General features: G+C 44.7%; 13 protein-coding genes. 6 read left to right on the forward strand and 7 right to left on the reverse strand.

The genetic code is table 11. From position 1 onward, the window contains the following. The first annotated feature begins 49 nt into the window (after window positions 1-49). Entirely contained in the window at window positions 50-2,692 is a 2,643-nt protein-coding gene (gene topA, locus HUB64_RS08795; RefSeq protein WP_105252683.1) for a type I DNA topoisomerase, read from the forward strand. Window positions 2,693-2,916: 224 nt separating this feature from the next. Here the strand turns inward: topA and zomB are convergent, their stop codons facing one another. Then, on the reverse strand, window positions 2,917-3,696 hold the full coding sequence (gene zomB / locus HUB64_RS08800; RefSeq protein WP_028759720.1) for a flagellar motor control protein ZomB: 780 nt from the start codon (window positions 3,694-3,696) through the stop codon (window positions 2,917-2,919). Between the two features lie 228 nt (window positions 3,697-3,924). Here zomB and cysB point away from each other — a divergent pair, with 228 nt between their 5' ends. Next, complete coding sequence (gene cysB, locus HUB64_RS08805; protein WP_028759721.1) at window positions 3,925-4,908, forward strand: HTH-type transcriptional regulator CysB; 984 nt, start codon at window positions 3,925-3,927, stop codon at window positions 4,906-4,908. Between the two features lie 66 nt (window positions 4,909-4,974). Here cysB and HUB64_RS08810 read toward each other — a convergent pair whose 3' ends face one another. The 4 genes from HUB64_RS08810 to HUB64_RS08825 all read right to left on the reverse strand — a co-directional run bounded on the left by HUB64_RS08810 (window position 4,975) and on the right by HUB64_RS08825 (window position 8,562). Then, the gene (locus HUB64_RS08810; protein ID WP_028759722.1) at window positions 4,975-5,637 is read right to left on the reverse strand and encodes a response regulator transcription factor; all 663 of its coding nucleotides are present in this window, start codon (window positions 5,635-5,637) and stop codon (window positions 4,975-4,977) included. Between the two features lie 220 nt (window positions 5,638-5,857). Beyond that, window positions 5,858-6,322, reverse strand: coding sequence for an acyl-CoA thioesterase (locus HUB64_RS08815; protein ID WP_173496827.1), 465 nt, complete (start codon window positions 6,320-6,322; stop codon window positions 5,858-5,860). 180 nt (window positions 6,323-6,502) lie between these two features. After that, window positions 6,503-7,567: a 3-deoxy-7-phosphoheptulonate synthase gene (locus HUB64_RS08820; RefSeq protein ID WP_028759724.1), complete on the reverse strand. Its 1,065-nt coding sequence runs from the start codon at window positions 7,565-7,567 to the stop codon at window positions 6,503-6,505. Between the two features lie 182 nt (window positions 7,568-7,749). After that, on the reverse strand, window positions 7,750-8,562 hold the full coding sequence (locus HUB64_RS08825) for a pyruvate, water dikinase regulatory protein (RefSeq protein WP_028759725.1): 813 nt from the start codon (window positions 8,560-8,562) through the stop codon (window positions 7,750-7,752). Window positions 8,563-8,686: 124 nt separating this feature from the next. Here HUB64_RS08825 and ppsA point away from each other — a divergent pair, with 124 nt between their 5' ends. From ppsA to HUB64_RS08845, 4 genes are all read left to right on the forward strand, one after another. After that, window positions 8,687-11,056, forward strand: coding sequence for a phosphoenolpyruvate synthase (ppsA, locus tag HUB64_RS08830; RefSeq protein ID WP_028759726.1), 2,370 nt, complete (start codon window positions 8,687-8,689; stop codon window positions 11,054-11,056). A gap of 98 nt (window positions 11,057-11,154) precedes the next feature. Further along, a complete protein-coding gene (locus HUB64_RS08835; RefSeq protein ID WP_131523322.1) occupies window positions 11,155-14,196 on the forward strand; it encodes an FAD-binding and (Fe-S)-binding domain-containing protein in 3,042 nt (1,013 codons plus the stop codon). Window positions 14,197-14,321: 125 nt separating this feature from the next. Then, window positions 14,322-14,795, forward strand: coding sequence for a DUF1285 domain-containing protein (locus HUB64_RS08840; RefSeq protein ID WP_105252680.1), 474 nt, complete (start codon window positions 14,322-14,324; stop codon window positions 14,793-14,795). Window positions 14,796-14,939: 144 nt separating this feature from the next. Continuing rightward, window positions 14,940-15,356 (forward strand): MarR family winged helix-turn-helix transcriptional regulator, encoded by a 417-nt coding sequence (locus tag HUB64_RS08845; protein ID WP_028759729.1) that lies wholly within the window; start codon window positions 14,940-14,942, stop codon window positions 15,354-15,356. A 137-nt stretch (window positions 15,357-15,493) separates the two neighbouring features. Here HUB64_RS08845 and HUB64_RS08850 read toward each other — a convergent pair whose 3' ends face one another. Continuing rightward, window positions 15,494-15,838 carry a hypothetical protein gene (locus HUB64_RS08850; RefSeq protein WP_011789104.1) on the reverse strand — a complete coding sequence of 115 codons (345 nt, stop codon included), beginning with the start codon at window positions 15,836-15,838 and terminating at the stop codon, window positions 15,494-15,496. 212 nt (window positions 15,839-16,050) lie between these two features. Further along, on the reverse strand, window positions 16,051-17,085 hold the full coding sequence (locus HUB64_RS08855) for a Glu/Leu/Phe/Val dehydrogenase dimerization domain-containing protein (RefSeq protein WP_028759730.1): 1,035 nt from the start codon (window positions 17,083-17,085) through the stop codon (window positions 16,051-16,053). Window positions 17,086-17,249 lie beyond the last annotated feature (164 nt).

Raw genomic sequence — 17,249 nt, forward strand, 5'->3', positions numbered from 1 at the left:
TATGGTGCCAATTTCCACCTTCTTGAGATTTTTTGGCGCAAATTAAACTATGGGTAAATCGCTAGTTATTGTCGAATCACCGGCCAAAGCTAAGACTATTAATAAATATCTTGGCAAAGAATTCATCGTTAAATCGAGCGTAGGTCACATCCGTGATCTGCCGACATCATCGACTTCAGAAGGCAATGAAAAGGTTAAATCCGCTGCTGAAGTTAAGAAGATGTCGCCAGAAGAAAAAGCTCAATATAAAAAGGTGAAAGATCAGCAAGCGCTAGTGTCTCGTATGGGCGTAAACCCTGAAAAGGGCTGGGCGGCTAAGTACCAAATTTTGCCGGGTAAAGAAAAAGTCGTTAAAGAGTTACAGGCACTTGCCGATTCTGCTGACCAAATCTATCTCGCAACCGACTTAGACCGTGAGGGAGAAGCTATCGCCTGGCATTTGCAAGAGGTGATTGGTGGTGATCCTTCACGGTATCAACGTGTGGTTTTCAACGAAATTACTAAATCTGCGATTCAAGATGCTTTTAGTAAACCGTCGACACTCGACACTAACATGGTTAATGCCCAACAAGCCCGCCGCTTCTTAGACAGAGTTGTCGGTTTTATGGTGTCGCCTCTGCTGTGGAAAAAAGTTGCTCGCGGTTTATCCGCTGGGCGAGTGCAGTCGGTTGCCGTGCGTTTAGTGGTTGAACGCGAAAGCGAAATCAAAGCCTTTGTGCCTGAAGAATTTTGGGATGTACACGCAGAGCTCAATACACCCGCTCAAGAAGCTTTGCGGATGGAAGTGGTTAAGCATCTAGATGCTGCTTTTAATCCTATCAATGAACAGCAAGCGATGGCTGCGGTTCAAGCGTTATCTGCGGCAAGTTTTACTGTGCTGGCTCGCGAAGATAAAGCGACTCAAAGTAAACCATCTGCTCCCTTTATTACGTCGACACTGCAACAGGCCGCGAGTACACGCTTAGGTTTCGGTGTGAAGAAGACCATGATGATGGCGCAGCGACTTTACGAAGCCGGTCATATCACTTATATGCGTACCGACTCGACCAATTTGAGTCAAGAAGCCGTTGAAAACCTACGTGATATGATTGCCAAAGAATTTGGTGATAAATATCTACCCGCCGAACCGATTCGATACGGATCGAAAGAAGGCGCACAAGAGGCTCACGAAGCGATTCGTCCATCGAACGTTCAAGTGCAAGCAGCGACCTTATCTGACATGGAACGTGACGCTCAGCGCTTATATGAGCTTATTTGGCGCCAGTTTGTCTCATGTCAAATGACACCTGCACAATATGATGCCACTAAGTTGACCGTAAAAGCGGGTGATTATGAGCTCAAAGCCACGGGACGTACCTTACGTTTCGATGGTTGGACTCGCGTACAAACAGCGCTTAAGAAGAAAAACGAAGAAGACAATACGTTACCATTCGTGGCCCAGGGCGATGTATTAGCATTAAAAGAATTGCAGCCTAAACAACACTTCACTAAGCCGCCAGCACGATACAGCGAAGCTTCTTTAGTAAAAGAATTAGAAAAACGCGGCATTGGCCGCCCATCAACCTACGCAACCATTATTTCAACGATTCAAGATCGTGGTTATGTAAAAGTCGAAAATCGTCGTTTCTATGCCGAAAAAATGGGTGAAATTGTCAGCGAACGATTGGTGAGCAGTTTTGCTGATTTGATGAGCTATGACTTTACCGCCAGCATGGAGCAAACATTAGATGATGTGGCTCGGGGCGAGTTAGACTGGAAAAAAGTACTTGATGGTTTCTATGCTGACTTTACTAAGCAATTAGAAAAAGCAGAGCTGGATCCTGAAGAAGGTGGTATGCGTCTTAACCAAATGGTGATGACGGATATCAAGTGCCCAACTTGTGGTCGTCCTATGGGGATCCGCACTGGAACGACAGGTGTTTTCCTTGGTTGCTCTGGTTATGAATTGCCCCCTAAAGAACGCTGTAAGACGACGATGAACCTCACGCCTGGCGTTGAGGCGATTAGCGAAAACAGTGAAGATGCCGAAACAGATGCACTGCGTGCGAAGCACCGTTGTAGTATTTGCGGCACGGCAATGGACAGTTACCTGATCGATGAGAAGCGTAAGTTACACGTCTGCGGTAACAATCCAATCTGTGAAGGCTATGAAGTCGAAGAAGGCCAATTCAAGATCAAAGGCTATGAAGGTCCACTGATTGAGTGTGATCGCTGTGGTCACGATATGGAACTGAAAAATGGTCGTTTTGGTAAGTACTTTGGCTGTACCAATGAAGAGTGTAAGAATACCCGTAAATTACTGAAAAATGGTGAGGCGGCGCCGCCAAAAGAAGATCCTATTTATTTACCTGAACTGAAATGCAGTAAATCGGATGCCCATTTCGTATTACGTGATGGTGCGGCGGGTATTTTCTTAGCGGCTAGTACTTTTCCTAAATCACGTGAAACCCGTGCGCCTTTGGTTGAGGAACTGGTTCAATACCGTGAGCTGCTATGGCCTAAGTATCAGTATTTAGCGGATGCGCCAGTCACTGATGATGAAGGCAATAAGGCTGCGGTGAAGTTTAGCCGTAAGACGAAAGAGCAATACGTTGCGACTGAAGTCGATGGTAAAGCCACGGGTTGGTCTGCGCATTACGTCAATGGTAAGTGGGTGAGTGAATCTACCAAGAAGGCCAAGAAAGGCGCATAGCGACGGATTAAGCTAGCTTAACGCTAAGAGAACAACAAAAAGCCAAGTCAAATATGACTTGGCTTTTTGTTTGCGTTTTTTCGATATCAATTTGTTGCTATAGATAATAATTTAAACATGTTGAGTACTTTACACTTACAGATACAAACTGACTCACAATGACGCGGTAGAATGGTGGCAAATGTGTCGCTAATTCAACTTAACGGTAAGCAAATAGAGACTGATCACCATTTCTTTTTAGGTTGAAACAGCATATCGATATCATCTTCTTCATTTTTAGGTCTAGGCGCACTGGGCTCAGATTGTTTCTGTGCACCCATAATTTCATCAAGTAATTGTTTAGCCTCATCGACCTTACGCCCAATGAAGGGATCATTAGGCGTTTGTGCCTTAATGGCGTGTAATGTTGATAGGGCTTTGGTTACCATTTGTTTTGATGAGCCATATTGCTTCATAAAACTGGCCGCTCGGGCACGAGAAAGCATAGAATCGACATTAATTCTGAGCTGTAAACTGTCGATGCGGCTTTCTTCTTGAGCAAAAATGCTCGGATCAACTTTACCTTTATTGTGCTCGGCTCTGAGTATCGCCTTTAATTTTTTTAAGGTTTGAACAAGCGCTAAAATTTGCTTGTCATTATCGGGTAGTCTGAAATTCTCAATTGGAGGAGTTTGAGGTTGTCCAGACTGTAAGCTTGTTATTTGATTATTGATATCGGCTAAGCGGCGTTGGTAGTCTGACTGTTGTTGGCCATTACTGATCGCTGTTGCAGATTGCAAGGCATCTTGTACACGCCGGTATAAAACCAACACTATATTCGTGCTACAAGGCATCATTCCTGTGTTTGATAACACAGTTTCAGTTTCATCGATAATTGCTCTTTGACGGGCAAATTCAATGCGACGCTCAGCCTCTACACGTTCTTTTTGTTGCTGTAATACGTTAATTCCGATAACAAGCAGTAAAAGCGCACCGATGAGGATCAGAACCAAGGTGAATGACATAGATGTTCCATTATTTATCCAATTGAGCTAATGCTACAATAAATCAATAAACTAGCATAGTTATCTTAGCCTAGGTTATCATTTCTGTCGTATGAATCTGTAGACTTGTGCTCTATATTCCTATTTGCTTTAATTTTTACTATATACTATAACGATTGATTATAGCTGAGAGTGCTTTGAGGGCTCAGTTGTTAATGGCATTTTGCGTGTTTGAGACAAGGAAATAAGATGAAACTGCAACAACTCAGGTATATTGCTGAGGTCGTAAAACATAACCTCAATGTATCGGCGACAGCTGAAAACTTGTATACCTCTCAACCTGGGATCAGTAAACAAGTTCGTATGCTTGAAGATGAGTTGGGGATCCAAATATTTGGTCGTAGCGGTAAGCATTTAACCCATGTCACACCTGCGGGTTTGCAAGTGATCAGCATTGCTAATGATATTTTAGGTAAAGTTGAAAGTATCAAAAAAGTGTCTGAAGAATATACTAAGCCAGATCAAGGTGAGTTAAATATTTCCACAACAGATACTCAGGCACGCTATGCATTACCGACGATAATTCGTCAGTTTATTGATCGCTATCCTAAAGTGAACTTGCATATGCACCAAGGGACACCGTCGCAGATCAGCGAACAGGCGGCTCGCGGTGATGCAGATTTTGCCATTGCGACCGAAGCAATGCATTTATATTCGGATCTGATAATGTTGCCTTGTTACCACTGGAACCGCTCTATCGTTGTGCCCAAAGACCATCCTCTTGCGACCCGCAATCAAGGCAGCTTGATTAGTATCGAAGATTTAGCCCGTTTCCCCTTAGTGACCTATGTCTTTGGTTTTGACCGTGCTTCTGAAATTGAGAAAGCGTTCAATCGGGCCAATTTAGAGCCGCGTGTCGTCTTTAGTGCGACCAGTGCCGATGTGCTTAAAACCTATGTTCGTTTAGGATTAGGCGTGGGCGTCATCGCGTCTATGGCCATTGATCCAAATGTTGATAAAGATTTAGTCGCTATTGATGCTGGCCATTTGTTTGCCCACAGTACGACTAAAATTGGTTTTAGGAAGGGCAGTTTCTTGCGCAGTTATATGTATGATTTTATTCAGCACTTTGCGCCGCATTTAACCCGTGATGTGGTGGAGAAAGCCGTAGCATTACGGGATCAACAGCTCATAGATGAAATGTTTGCCGATAAAAATCTGCCAATGCGTTAATTGGCAATGATTTACTGATATAAAAAATGCCGCTAATATAAGCGGCATTTTTTATGGGTTTAGCGATTAAGATAAATCGACTTTATCCATCTCGAGTTGCGCAAGGGCAATAACTGCTTGAGTGCGATTGCGAACGCCAAGTTTTCTAAATATGGCGGTAGCGTGCGCCTTGATGGTCGCCTCAGACACGCCAAGATCGTAGGCTATTTGTTTATTTAATAACCCTTCGGCAAACATCTGCAACACTTTATATTGTTGCGGCGTGAGATCGGATAACTTGCTGGCCATTTTATCAATGGCATCGTCATTGATAGCAATAATCTCAGTGCCTTTAGGCAACCAAATATCACCGAATAACACCGCACTTAGCGCCTCTTTTAGGGTTTCCATTGAAGCTGATTTAGGGATAAAACCACTGCTGCCATAATGAATCGCACGGCTAATGGTATTGATATCCTCGTGGGCTGAAATCACCACAACGGGTAACTCAGGATAATGTGAGCGTAGGTGGATAAGCGTGGAATAGCCGTGGGACCCGGGCATCTGCAGATCTAACAGTACAAGATCGTAATCGACGCTTCGAACATCCAATACAGATTGCAGTGCGTCAGCACTGTCTGCTTCAAACCACTGTGCATGTTCGAAAGCGCTGGTCAGCGCTTGACGTAGTGCATTTCTGAACAATGGATGATCGTCTGCGATAATAATATTTAAGTTTTCTAGCTTCATGGCTTTTATGATTATGTTCGGTGCGCGTGAAGATTGAACTCAATGTAACAGAAAAGTAATCAAGGATCCTATTGCTTTATTCAGGAATAAGGACAAAATTTTGATATGTTTCTGGTTGTTAGACTTTGGTCGGTGTTTTACAAGGAAAAAGATGGACCGTATAGTTTCAATTGAAAGCCCGAAAGTACGGGCTAACCTATACTTTAAAATCGTCTAAAAACTACCCATATGTCCACACTTTTGTGGGATTTCGTTGTTCGTCAACCGCAACAAAGGTGAACACACCACGTATAGCATGCTCTCGACGGTCTTGATACATGTCTTCTACATAGATGTTGACTTCAACTTTTAATGACGTATTACCTACATGGATCACACGAGCGATGAGTTCTGCTAGTGTGCCTGCTGGGATAGGCTTTTTAAAATCAATTCTATCGGAACTCACTGTGACTAAGGTTTTACGGCAGAAACGAGTTGCTGCAATAAAGGCTGTTTCATCCATCCACGCTAAAGCTTCGCCACCAAATAACGTATTGTGATGGTTGGTGATTGAGGGGAATACTGCTTTAATCACGCGCGCTTCTGAGGAATCAATTCGAGTTTGAATCGCGTCAGGAAAGGGGGGGGCAGCGGCTTCGATTCGTGAGGTGTTTTCGGTGTTTGTGGACATGGGGGTAAGCGACATACAGCAACCTAAGGTAATGCAGCAAAATAAGCTCGAATTATAAAGATTTATGGTGGTTAAAGATAGAAAACTACAGGCTTTAAGGTGCAGTAGGCATATGACTGAGGATAATGTCATGCTTCCAATAAAAAAACCGAAATGAGATCGGTTTTTTATTGGACGATTTATTTTACTTCAGATTTATTTGGTTAATAGTGCTTTTCTTTCGCGGGAAGCCGCTGCGAGCTTACGTAGCAGGATTTCAGAGTCATCCCAATGCAAGCAAGCGTCGGTGATACTTTGGCCATAACAGAGTGGCTGGCCTTCAACGACTTTTTGATTACCTTCTTGTAAGAAGCTTTCAGCCATAATACCTGCGATGGCAGTGCTGCCAGCACGCATTTGAGTCATAATTTCATCGGCGACCATCAGCTGTTTGAGATGGTTCTTCTCACTGTTTCCGTGGCTGAAATCGATAACCATACGTTGAGTTACCCCAACAGATGCAAGCTGTTGACGCGCTTCTTCGATATCTTGTGCGTGATAATTAGGTTTTTTGCCACCACGTAGGATGATATGGCCAAACGGGTTGCCGTGGGTGCGATAGACCGCCATAGCGCCATCTTTATCCGGTGAATAGAAAACATGTGGCACTTGTGCGGCACGAACTGCATCAACGGCAATATTGATGTTCCCATCAGTACCATTTTTAAAACCAACGGGGCAAGACAGTGCCGAAGCCATTTCACGGTGGACTTGGCTTTCCGTAGTACGCGCACCAATAGCGCCCCAAGTAATGAGATCCGCTATGTACTGACCGTTCACCATATCTAAAAATTCGGTGGCGATAGGCAATTTTAATTCAGTGATTTGTTGCAGCAATTCGCGGGCAATGCGTAAACCTTTGTTTGGTTCGAAACTGCCATCGAGATCGGGATCTGAAATTAATCCTTTCCAACCGACAATTGTACGGGGTTTTTCAAAATAGACGCGCATTAAGATACACAAGTCATCTTTCAATTCTTGGTGTAACGCGGCTAAGCGTTGAGCATAATCTAATGCCGCTTTAGTATCGTGGATTGAACATGGGCCTATGATCACCAATAGACGTTGGTCTTCACCCATAATGATGGCTTCGACTTCACGACGTTGCTGAACCAGATAATCGGCTGCATCTTGAGTTAATGGGAACTCAGATGCCAGTTGCGCAGGTGAGATGACTTTTGCTAATAAGGAAGTGCGTAGTTCGTCTGTTTTTATGGTCATTCAAAATACCGAGCTTGCGTGCGGCGCTTTTCGCCAGATTGCCTCGGATTATAACGAATCGAACCGAGTTGCACAGTGCCAATTGCGTTAATTGTCGGCAACTGTGCAATGAATTTGATTTAAGTTAGTTTCTTTTAGACTAAATTCACTCGGTTTCTTTTGCTGATTTTGGCTTATTAGGCTTAGAACATATGCCGTTCTAGGCCCGTGACATCTAATATTTTAGTGGCAATTTCTTCCACGGAATGATTAGTGGTGTCTATGTAAGGAATGCGTTCGCGTTTAAACAGCATTTCCACTTCTTTGACTTCTAAGCGGCACTGTTTGAGCGATGAATAGCGGCTATTCTCCATTCGACTCTGACGGATTTCATGTAAACGCACGGGATCAATCGTTAAACCAAACAGTTTTTTCTTATTGCGTTTCAGTGCTTCAGGTAATTTAAGGTTATCCATATCATCTTCGGTGAAAGGGTAGTTTGCCGCTTTTATGCCGAACTGCATTGATAAATACAGGCTCGATGGCGTTTTGCCACAGCGAGAGACCCCAAGTAAAACCAGATCGGCTTGATCCATATGTTTCATGGTCTGGCCATCATCGTTATCCATGGCGAAATTAATGGCATCAATACGCGCTTCATAGCCGTGATTCGCTTTTCCATGGGTTCTATGTACAACTGGAGAGGCAGAAACACCTAAATGTTGTTCGAGTGGGGCCACAAAAGTATTCAAAAAATCATAATCAACCCCTTCACTCGAGTAGATGATGTCGCGGATCTCGGCTTTTACGATGGAATGGAATACTAACGGCCGCTCACCTGTTGTAATAAAACAATCATTAATTTGTCGCTTAACTTGCTCCGCTTTCGTCAATGTTTCGACAAATGGAATCGTAAGTGACTCAAATTCTAATGGAAATTGCGAGAGAACCGCATGACCAAAAACTTCAGCTGTGATCGCTGTCCCGTCGGAGATATAGAATACTTTTGGTGCCATACTGACCTCTTGTAGTAATAAAATTACAAATAAAATTATAGATTTACGCGTGTTCGACAGGAGTGTAAAATGCCGCTGCCCTCGTGTGAAGGGGCCACTGAAATAAACTTGCGGAGATAGAACTGTGCAGCAATACGTACTCTGGTATCAAGAATTAGGCATGGGTGACGTCAACTTGGTTGGCGGTAAAAATGCTTCTCTAGGCGAGATGATCAGCAATCTGGCCAATGCCGGTGTTCAAGTACCTGGCGGATTTGCGACAACTTCCCATGCGTTCAACGAGTTCCTTGAACAAAGCGGAGTTAACCAGAAGATTTATGACATTCTAGCCACACTGGATGTAGATGATGTCAATGCGCTGGCTAAAGTAGGTGCACAGATCAGACAGTGGGTTATCGACACTCCATTTCAACCAGCATTAGAGCAAGCGATACGTGAAGCTTACGATAAACTTGCCGCTGAAACTAGCGAAGCGTCATTCGCGGTACGTTCTTCTGCAACAGCAGAAGATATGCCAGATGCCTCTTTTGCGGGTCAGCAAGAAACTTTCTTAAACGTAAAAGGATTTGAATCCGTACTGACAGCGATCAAGCATGTGTACGCTTCACTCTTTAACGATCGCGCTATTTCCTACCGTGTGCATCAAGGTTATGAGCACCACGGTGTTGCCTTGTCTGCTGGCGTACAACGCATGGTTCGTTCAGATAAAGCGGCTTCAGGTGTGATGTTCACTATGGACACTGAATCTGGCAATAACGATGTGGTGTTTATCACTTCATCTTTTGGTCTGGGTGAAATGGTTGTTCAAGGCGCGGTAAACCCAGATGAATTTTATGTTCATAAACCTATTTTAGCCTTAGGTCACAAGGCTGTTGTGCGCCGTAATATCGGTAGCAAGCTCATCCAAATGGTGTATTCAGATGATGCTGCTCACGGCAAACAAGTCAAAATTGAAGACGTGACTGCTGACAAACGTCGTCAATTCTCTATCAATGACGCTGAAGTTGAAGAATTAGCCAAACAAGCCATGGTGATCGAAAAGCATTACGGTCGTCCAATGGACATCGAATGGGCAAAAGACGGCAACGACGGCAAATTGTATATCGTTCAAGCGCGTCCAGAAACGGTTCGTAGCCGTGAAGATGTGCAATTGATTGAGCGTTATCACTTAAAGAGCCGTGGCGCTGTGATCTGTGAAGGTCGCGCTATTGGCCATAAAGTGGGTACTGGTGTAGCCAAAGTATTAACCTCAATCGCCGATATGGATCAAATCCAACCTGGTGATGTGTTAGTGACAGACATGACAGATCCAGATTGGGAACCTATCATGAAGCGCGCAAGTGCTATCGTCACAAACCGTGGCGGTCGTACCTGTCATGCGGCAATTATCGCCCGCGAATTAGGTGTGCCAGCGGTGGTGGGTTGTGGTGACGTGACTGACCGTATCAAGAATGGTCAAATCGTGACTGTTTCTTGCGCCGAAGGTGACACTGGCTTTATCTACGAAGGTAAACAAGAGTTTGAAGTGATTTCAAACCGTGTTGACTCTCTGCCTGCATTGCCAATGAAAATCATGATGAACGTGGGTAACCCTGATCGTGCATTTGATTTTGCCCGTTTGCCAAACGAAGGTGTGGGTCTAGCGCGTTTAGAATTCATCATCAACCGTATGATCGGTATCCATCCAAAGGCACTGCTCGAATTCAATCAACAGGATGCAGCGTTGCAAACTGAAATCAATGAAATGATTGCTGGTTACGAATCACCCGTTGAGTTCTACATTGCCCGTCTGGTTGAAGGTATTGCAACTATCGGTTCAGCTTTCTATCCGAAGAAAGTGATCGTACGTATGTCAGACTTTAAGTCTAACGAATACGCAAACTTGGTTGGTGGTGACAGATACGAGCCAGAAGAAGAGAACCCAATGCTGGGCTTCCGCGGTGCGAGCCGTTATATCTCTGAATCCTTCCGTGACTGTTTTGCCCTTGAGTGTGAAGCGATCAAACGCGTTCGTAATGACATGGGTCTGAAAAACGTTGAAGTCATGATCCCATTCGTTCGCACAGTGAAAGAAGCTGAGCAAGTGGTCGGCCTGCTCAAAGAGCAAGGTTTAGAGCGTGGTAAAGACGGTTTACGTGTCATCATGATGTGTGAAGTGCCTTCAAACGCCCTGTTAGCAGACCAATTCCTTGAGCATTTCGATGGCTTTTCTATCGGCTCAAACGATTTAACTCAGCTGACACTCGGCCTTGACCGTGACTCAGGTATCATTAGCCATTTATTCGATGAGCGTGATGAAGCCGTTAAAATGCTACTCTCATTAGCCATTAAAGCGGCTAAAGCGAAGGGCGCTTACATAGGTATTTGTGGTCAAGGTCCTTCAGATCACGCTGATTTTGCCGCTTGGTTGGTAGAACAAGGCATAGATACAGTGTCATTAAACCCTGATACTGTGATTGATACTTGGTTGTATTTAGCCGAAGCGCACGGTTGATCTAGATAGTAATTTTATAAACTTGTTAAAAAAGCCGCTTTTTAGCGGCTTTTTTTTGTTTATAATGGCGCCATAACGATAATTGACAGAAGCCATCTATGCTACCCCTGCTATCACATCAACAAACATTAGAGCCAGTGTATTTGGCATACCTTGATGCACTGGAGCAAAGTGAGTATTCCGGTGATATAGACAAACGTTACAGCGCCCGTTTAGTGCAAGCCACCGACAACTCTGTATATCAATTTTTGCCTCAAGCCGTGCTTTATCCTAAAAATCAGCAGGATATTCAAATTGCATTGACGCTGGCTGCTACAGACGCATTTCGCAGCGTGACCTTCAGTGCGCGGGGCGGTGGTACGGGCACCAACGGACAATCTCTGACCCATGGTTTGATTTTGGATGTGTCGCGTTACATGAACCGTGTGCTCGAAGTGAATGCTGAGCAAGGTTGGGTTCGAGTCGAAGCTGGCGTGATTAAAGATGCGCTCAACGATGCATTGCGTCCCCATGGATTCTTTTTTAGTCCCGATTTATCCACTTCAAACCGCGCCACGATTGGTGGCATGATCAATACCGATGCCTCGGGTGCGGGCTCACTGGTCTATGGTAAGACGTCAGATCACGTGCTGGCGCTGCGCAGTGTGTTGATCGATGGCAGTGTGCTGGATACGCATCCCCTAGATGCGGGACTACTGTGTAACCCCGATAATGTCAGTGATAATCCGCTGGGGCAGAAATTGATTTCTGCTGTGGCGGCTGTATGCCGTGAAAAGCGTACTCAGATTGAAAACCAATTTCCTAAGCTCAATCGTTTCCTCACTGGCTATGACTTAAAACACGTGTGGAACGACAACCTGACGCAATTCGATTTATCACGAATTCTGACGGGCTCAGAGGGCACGCTTGCGGTGATAACCGAAGCCAAACTTAATCTCACCCCGCTGCCGACTGAGCGCGCTATGGTAAACATTAAGTACGATTCGTTCCAATCGGCATTGCGTCATGCGCCATCCTTAGTTGCCGCGCGGGCGACTGTGGTCGAAACCGTCGATTCAAAAGTGCTTAACTTAGCCCGTGAAGATATTGTCTGGCATTCGGTGGCTGATCTTATCCAAGAAGTGCCGGGTAAAATTATTGATGGCCTCAATATGGTCGAATTTGCAGGTGACACGGTCGAAGTTGAGCAAAAGCTCGCGAGTTTGGAAGCTGTATTGACTGAGCAGATCAGCAAAGGCGAGTGCGGTGTATTGGGTTACCAAGTGACGCAAGATAAGCCGAGTATCGAAAAAATTTACGGCATGCGCAAAAAAGCCGTTGGCTTACTCGGCGCCACTAAAGGTCGCCGTAAGCCCATCGCCTTTGCTGAAGATACTGCGGTACCGCCCGAAAAACTCGCCGATTACATTATGGAGTTTCGCGCGTTACTCGACGGGCATAATTTGCAATACGGTATGTTCGGCCATGTGGATGCGGGCGTGTTGCATGTTCGTCCAGCGCTCGATATGTGCGATGTTGAAGATGAAAAATTACTGCGAGTCATTTCTGATCAAGTCGCGGCACTGACGCTTAAATACGGCGGCCTAATGTGGGGTGAACACGGTAAAGGCGTGCGCGGTGAATACGGTCCAGCTGTCTTTGGTGATGAACTTTTCGGTGTGTTGCAAGATATCAAAGGTTTGTTTGACCCCGATAACCGATTAAACCCCGGCAAGCTGGTGGCGCCTAAGTATACTGGCGCCCTCTATTACGATGTTGACAGTGCTAAGCGCGGTAAGTTTGATCGACAAATCCCCGTTGATGTGCGTGATGCGTTCCCCGATGTGATGAATTGTAACGGTAATGGCCTGTGTTTTAATTACAGTAGCTATTCGCCCATGTGCCCATCGTTTAAGGTGACGGGTGACAGAGTGCAGTCACCTAAGGGGCGTGCTGGGCTCATGAGAGAGTGGCTAAGGCTACTTGAGGCTGAAGGGGTTGATGTTAATGCCCTCGCAAAAGCGAAACCTTTTGGTATATTGCAGCGCATACAAAATACCATCAATGCCAAACGTGATTATGATTATTCCCACGAGGTGATGGAATCGCTCAAGGGCTGTTTGGCCTGTAAAGCTTGCTCTGGACAATGTCCGGTAAAAGTGGATGTGCCTAAGTTTAGGGCGCAGTTCTTCAATATTTATTATCAACGCTATTTAAGACCCGCGAAAGACTATCTCGTTGCAGGGATTGAAGATAGCTTACCACTGATGGCTGCGGCACCGCGTCTCACTAACTTTGTTGCACAAAATCCATTGAGCCAATGGGTGATTAAACAGGCGATTGGTTATGTGGATGCGCCTGCGTTATCTGTGCCGACTTTGAAGCAAAGACTCGATGGTCATGCAAGCCGCGGTTACGACTTAGCTGCGTTGCAAGCGATTCCAGAAGAGAAGCGCTCGCAGTTTGTGTTGGTGGTACAAGATCCCTTTAACAGTTTCTATGACTCAGGTCTTGTGCTGCACTTTATCCAATTGATTGAAAAACTCGGCTTAAAGCCGGTGTTATTGCCCTACAAACCCAATGGTAAGCCAACACATATCAAGGGATTTTTAGATAAGTTTGCTAAAACGGCGCAGTCGAGTGCAGACTTTTTGAACCAAGTCCATAAACTGGGCATGCCCATGGTAGGCATAGATCCTGCTTTAGTCTTGTGTTATCGCGATGAATACCGTGAAGTCTTAGGGGCTAATCGCGGTAATTTTGAGGTCAAGTTAGCCAACGAATGGCTACTGAATGCCATCAAAGATTTACCTGCAAAAGCTGCGCAAGATAAGCAATATACTTGGTTTAGTCATTGTACCGAATCGACGGCCAAGCCAAATACCGCCAATGAGTGGACTAAAATCTTTGCCCATTTTGGCGCTAAGTTAACCGCAGTCAATTTAGGTTGTTGTGGTATGGCGGGAACTTATGGTCATGAGGCGGAAAACCTCGAGCGCTCTAAGGCCTTGTTTGATATGTCTTGGCAGCAAACGCTAGCGAAAATTGAGCAGCCGCAAGTGTTAGTGTCTGGCTATTCGTGCCGTAGCCAGGTAAAACGTTTTGCGGGTTACAAGCCAAAGCATCCACTTGAGGCCTTACTCGAGTTAGCAAATATTTAATAGTGTTTATGCCGTTTTGATTGCGTTAGTCAGATCGTAATTATCAACACTGGTATATCCCAGTGTTGAATGTCACACTAAAGCCAGCCGCAAGGTTGGTTTTTTTATGGATGATGGAGGCCTAGATGGAAAAGATGACTGACAGTATTCAGCACACACTCAAACAATTCGCCGCCGATAGTAAGCTAACCTCGGTTGCGCCATTGTGCAGTGAAGCCCCATTGTTTGACATTAACGCCTTGGGTGATTGGACCTATCTAGGCACATCGCTGCCAGCAAAGTTTGCTAAGTTGTTCGCCAGTATTTTACATTGCATTGATGATGAGTATTTCTTAATTACCCCAGTGGAGAAGGTGCGAGTGCGGGTTGAAGATGCTCCCTTACTGATTGTCGATTTCGAGCGAGCGCAACCCCATTCGCTGCTCAATGTAAGAACCAGTATTGAAACACAGCACCATAAAGTCGATATAAAACAGATGAAGCTCACCGATGACAGTGTTTATTTGCCGCTTGAGCGCGGTTTATGGGGCAAATTAGGTCGGGCCTGTTACTATAATTTTGTGAATGAATTCAATTTATCTGATCTAGATGAGGAATGAGCTCGTAGGTTAATCGCATAATTTGCTGTGGTCTAAGCTAGTTTATTATGGGTTAAGTGGTAGTATTAAAACTAACTCTGGGTTCCTATGATGGCGTGCAGAGTAAGTGAAAACGCGTTAAACCTTTGCTGTAGGAGGTGCTGTTTGAATCGTCATGAAAGCTTAGGCTATCTTGTATCCCACTTAAATATCGAGCTGCAAAATGAGCTTGATCTGCATCTTAAGCGATATCAACTCGATATAAAACTGTGGCCTGTGCTGTTTGCTTTGTGGCAAGAAGAGGGCATAAGCCAAACTGAATTGTCTAAGCGTTGCGATGTGGCAAATTACACTATGACGCGCTTACTCGATCAGTTGCAGGTGCAAGGTCTTATTACTCGTCATCAAGAAGTCGATAATCGGCGTGCTTTCCAAATCTTTTTGACCGATGAAGCCAAAGCATTAGAGCAAGATCTTATCTGCGAAGCTGAGCGGGTCAATGAAAAATTTCTGTCAAATTTAAGTGAAGATGAACAACAGACATTCATTTTACTATTAAATAAAATCAACCGTTTGGCTTGAAATTTTGAATCTAATGGGTATGGCGGAAAACTGTGGTTTAGCCGTTTTTACTTCTATCTGTATGTGGTTATCTCAATTCATTTTCCCAGTTTAATCCCATCCACTATGCCTCACTCTGCGGGATTAAACTGGTTTGATTAATTTAAGTAAAGTGCAAAGACGCAAAGCAGACTTACGGCTATCACTGAGTGCTGTAAATAACGCCGGCTGGCTAATAAATTCTCTTTGCCTTGTTTTAGGCTAGCGACGAGTCTATGTTGCTTATAAATTCGGCACATTAACTCATCGGTTTGGGGATCGATAAGCAGTTCAAACTTGCAAGGTGCGCCATCTTTAAGCTGAATGGTATGCTCGCTTTGAGGTTTAAAGTTAAGCTTGTGCGACACCATCTGGCCATTAACGAAGACCCGCTCTAAACCACTCCAATTGCTGGCTTGCAGTTCTACCACATCTTGGTTGAGATCATATTTGAAACGGATCATAGCGCTATCCTGTGCTGGGACCTGATAGACTAATTCAAGCAGACAAATATGACGTTTTCCAGCGTGATTAAATGAATATTCTGTGTCGAAATTAAAAGCGCGGCTAAACCATGAGCTTAGTGATAGATTAAATTTTAGATAACAAAAAAGCGACCAGAGGTCGCTTTTTTTAATATTTGACGGGCATAAAAAATAATAAACGCGTAGAAAAATTACTGCTTAGCGGCTTCGATAATGGCTTTCGCCATTTCATCAGCCACGGCGCCGGTTGTACGGTTCTGCGCATCGGCTTGGCTGAATATTTTCAGCAGCGTGTTGTAAATTTCTTCTACTTTAGCCGTCGATTTTGCTGCGTCGTAATCTTTTTCGAACGACACGTTGATAATGCCGCCTGCGTTAATCACATAGTCTGGCGCGTACAGTATGCCCATTTCTTTCAGTTGTTCACCGTGGCGTACTTCGGCTAATTGGTTGTTGGCACAGCCAGCAACAATTTTGGCTTTCAGTTGCGGTAAGGTTGCATCGTTTAAGGTTGCGCCAAGGGCACAAGGGGCATACACATCCACATCTTGCGCGTAGATTTCTTGAGGTGCGACAACAATGGCACCAAAGTCGGTAGCGACTTTGTCTAATGAGGCTTGATGAATGTCGGTAACAATCAGTTCAGCGCCTTCGTTATGCAAGTGTTTGCACAGATAATAGCCAACGTGACCGACGCCTTGAACGGCGATTTTAAGGCCTTTAAGGCTGTCTAAACCAAGTCTATGTTTAACCGCAGCTTTGATGCCTAAATAAGTGCCAAGGGCTGTGAACGGTGATGGATCGCCACTTTTGCCTTCAAGGCCCGCCATATAAGGGGTTTCTTCATGGGCGATCATAATATCAGCCGTAGTAGTGCCAACATCTTCCGCTGAATAGTAGCGGCCACCTAGGCTGTTAATCAAACGGCCAAAGGCGCGGAATAGGGCTTCGCGATCTTGTCTTTTCGGATCGGCAATGATCACTGATTTGCCACCGCCCATGGTTAAACCTGCTAGGGCATTTTTATAAGTCATGCCACGAGAGAGGCGTAATACGTCAGTAAGGGCTTCATCATCCGATTGGTAGTTCCACATCCTACATCCACCCACGGCAGGACCAAGGTTAGTGTTATGGATGGCGACAATGGCCTTTAAGCCACTTTCTTTATCATGACAGAATACAACCTGTTCATGTTCGTCAAAGGATACATGATTAAATACAGCCACGTGAATTTCTCCGCTATACACAATGAAAAAGCCGACGAGGTGAGCCTCTATCGACTGCTTGTTATATTTATTGCAGAACCATAGCATTTAGCGATACTCTCAACCATGCATAATGACCGAATAAATACATTATTTGTGGCAATTTAGCTTTCCACTTTACGTAA

It is taken from the genome of Shewanella sp. ISTPL2, assembly GCF_013283205.1.
Classification (GTDB): domain Bacteria; phylum Pseudomonadota; class Gammaproteobacteria; order Enterobacterales; family Shewanellaceae; genus Shewanella; species Shewanella oncorhynchi.

Coding starts and splice junctions, on each gene's coding strand:
- topA (WP_105252683.1), top strand. CDS start 50: ATGGGTAAATCGCTAGTTATTGTCGAATCACCGGCCAAAGCTAAGACT.
- zomB (WP_028759720.1), bottom strand. CDS start 3,696: ATGTCATTCACCTTGGTTCTGATCCTCATCGGTGCGCTTTTACTGCTT.
- cysB (WP_028759721.1), top strand. CDS start 3,925: ATGAAACTGCAACAACTCAGGTATATTGCTGAGGTCGTAAAACATAAC.
- HUB64_RS08810 (WP_028759722.1), bottom strand. CDS start 5,637: ATGAAGCTAGAAAACTTAAATATTATTATCGCAGACGATCATCCATTG.
- HUB64_RS08815 (WP_173496827.1), bottom strand. CDS start 6,322: ATGTCGCTTACCCCCATGTCCACAAACACCGAAAACACCTCACGAATC.
- HUB64_RS08820 (WP_028759724.1), bottom strand. CDS start 7,567: ATGACCATAAAAACAGACGAACTACGCACTTCCTTATTAGCAAAAGTC.
- HUB64_RS08825 (WP_028759725.1), bottom strand. CDS start 8,562: ATGGCACCAAAAGTATTCTATATCTCCGACGGGACAGCGATCACAGCT.
- HUB64_RS08835 (WP_131523322.1), top strand. CDS start 11,155: ATGCTACCCCTGCTATCACATCAACAAACATTAGAGCCAGTGTATTTG.
- HUB64_RS08840 (WP_105252680.1), top strand. CDS start 14,322: ATGGAAAAGATGACTGACAGTATTCAGCACACACTCAAACAATTCGCC.
- HUB64_RS08850 (WP_011789104.1), bottom strand. CDS start 15,838: ATGATCCGTTTCAAATATGATCTCAACCAAGATGTGGTAGAACTGCAA.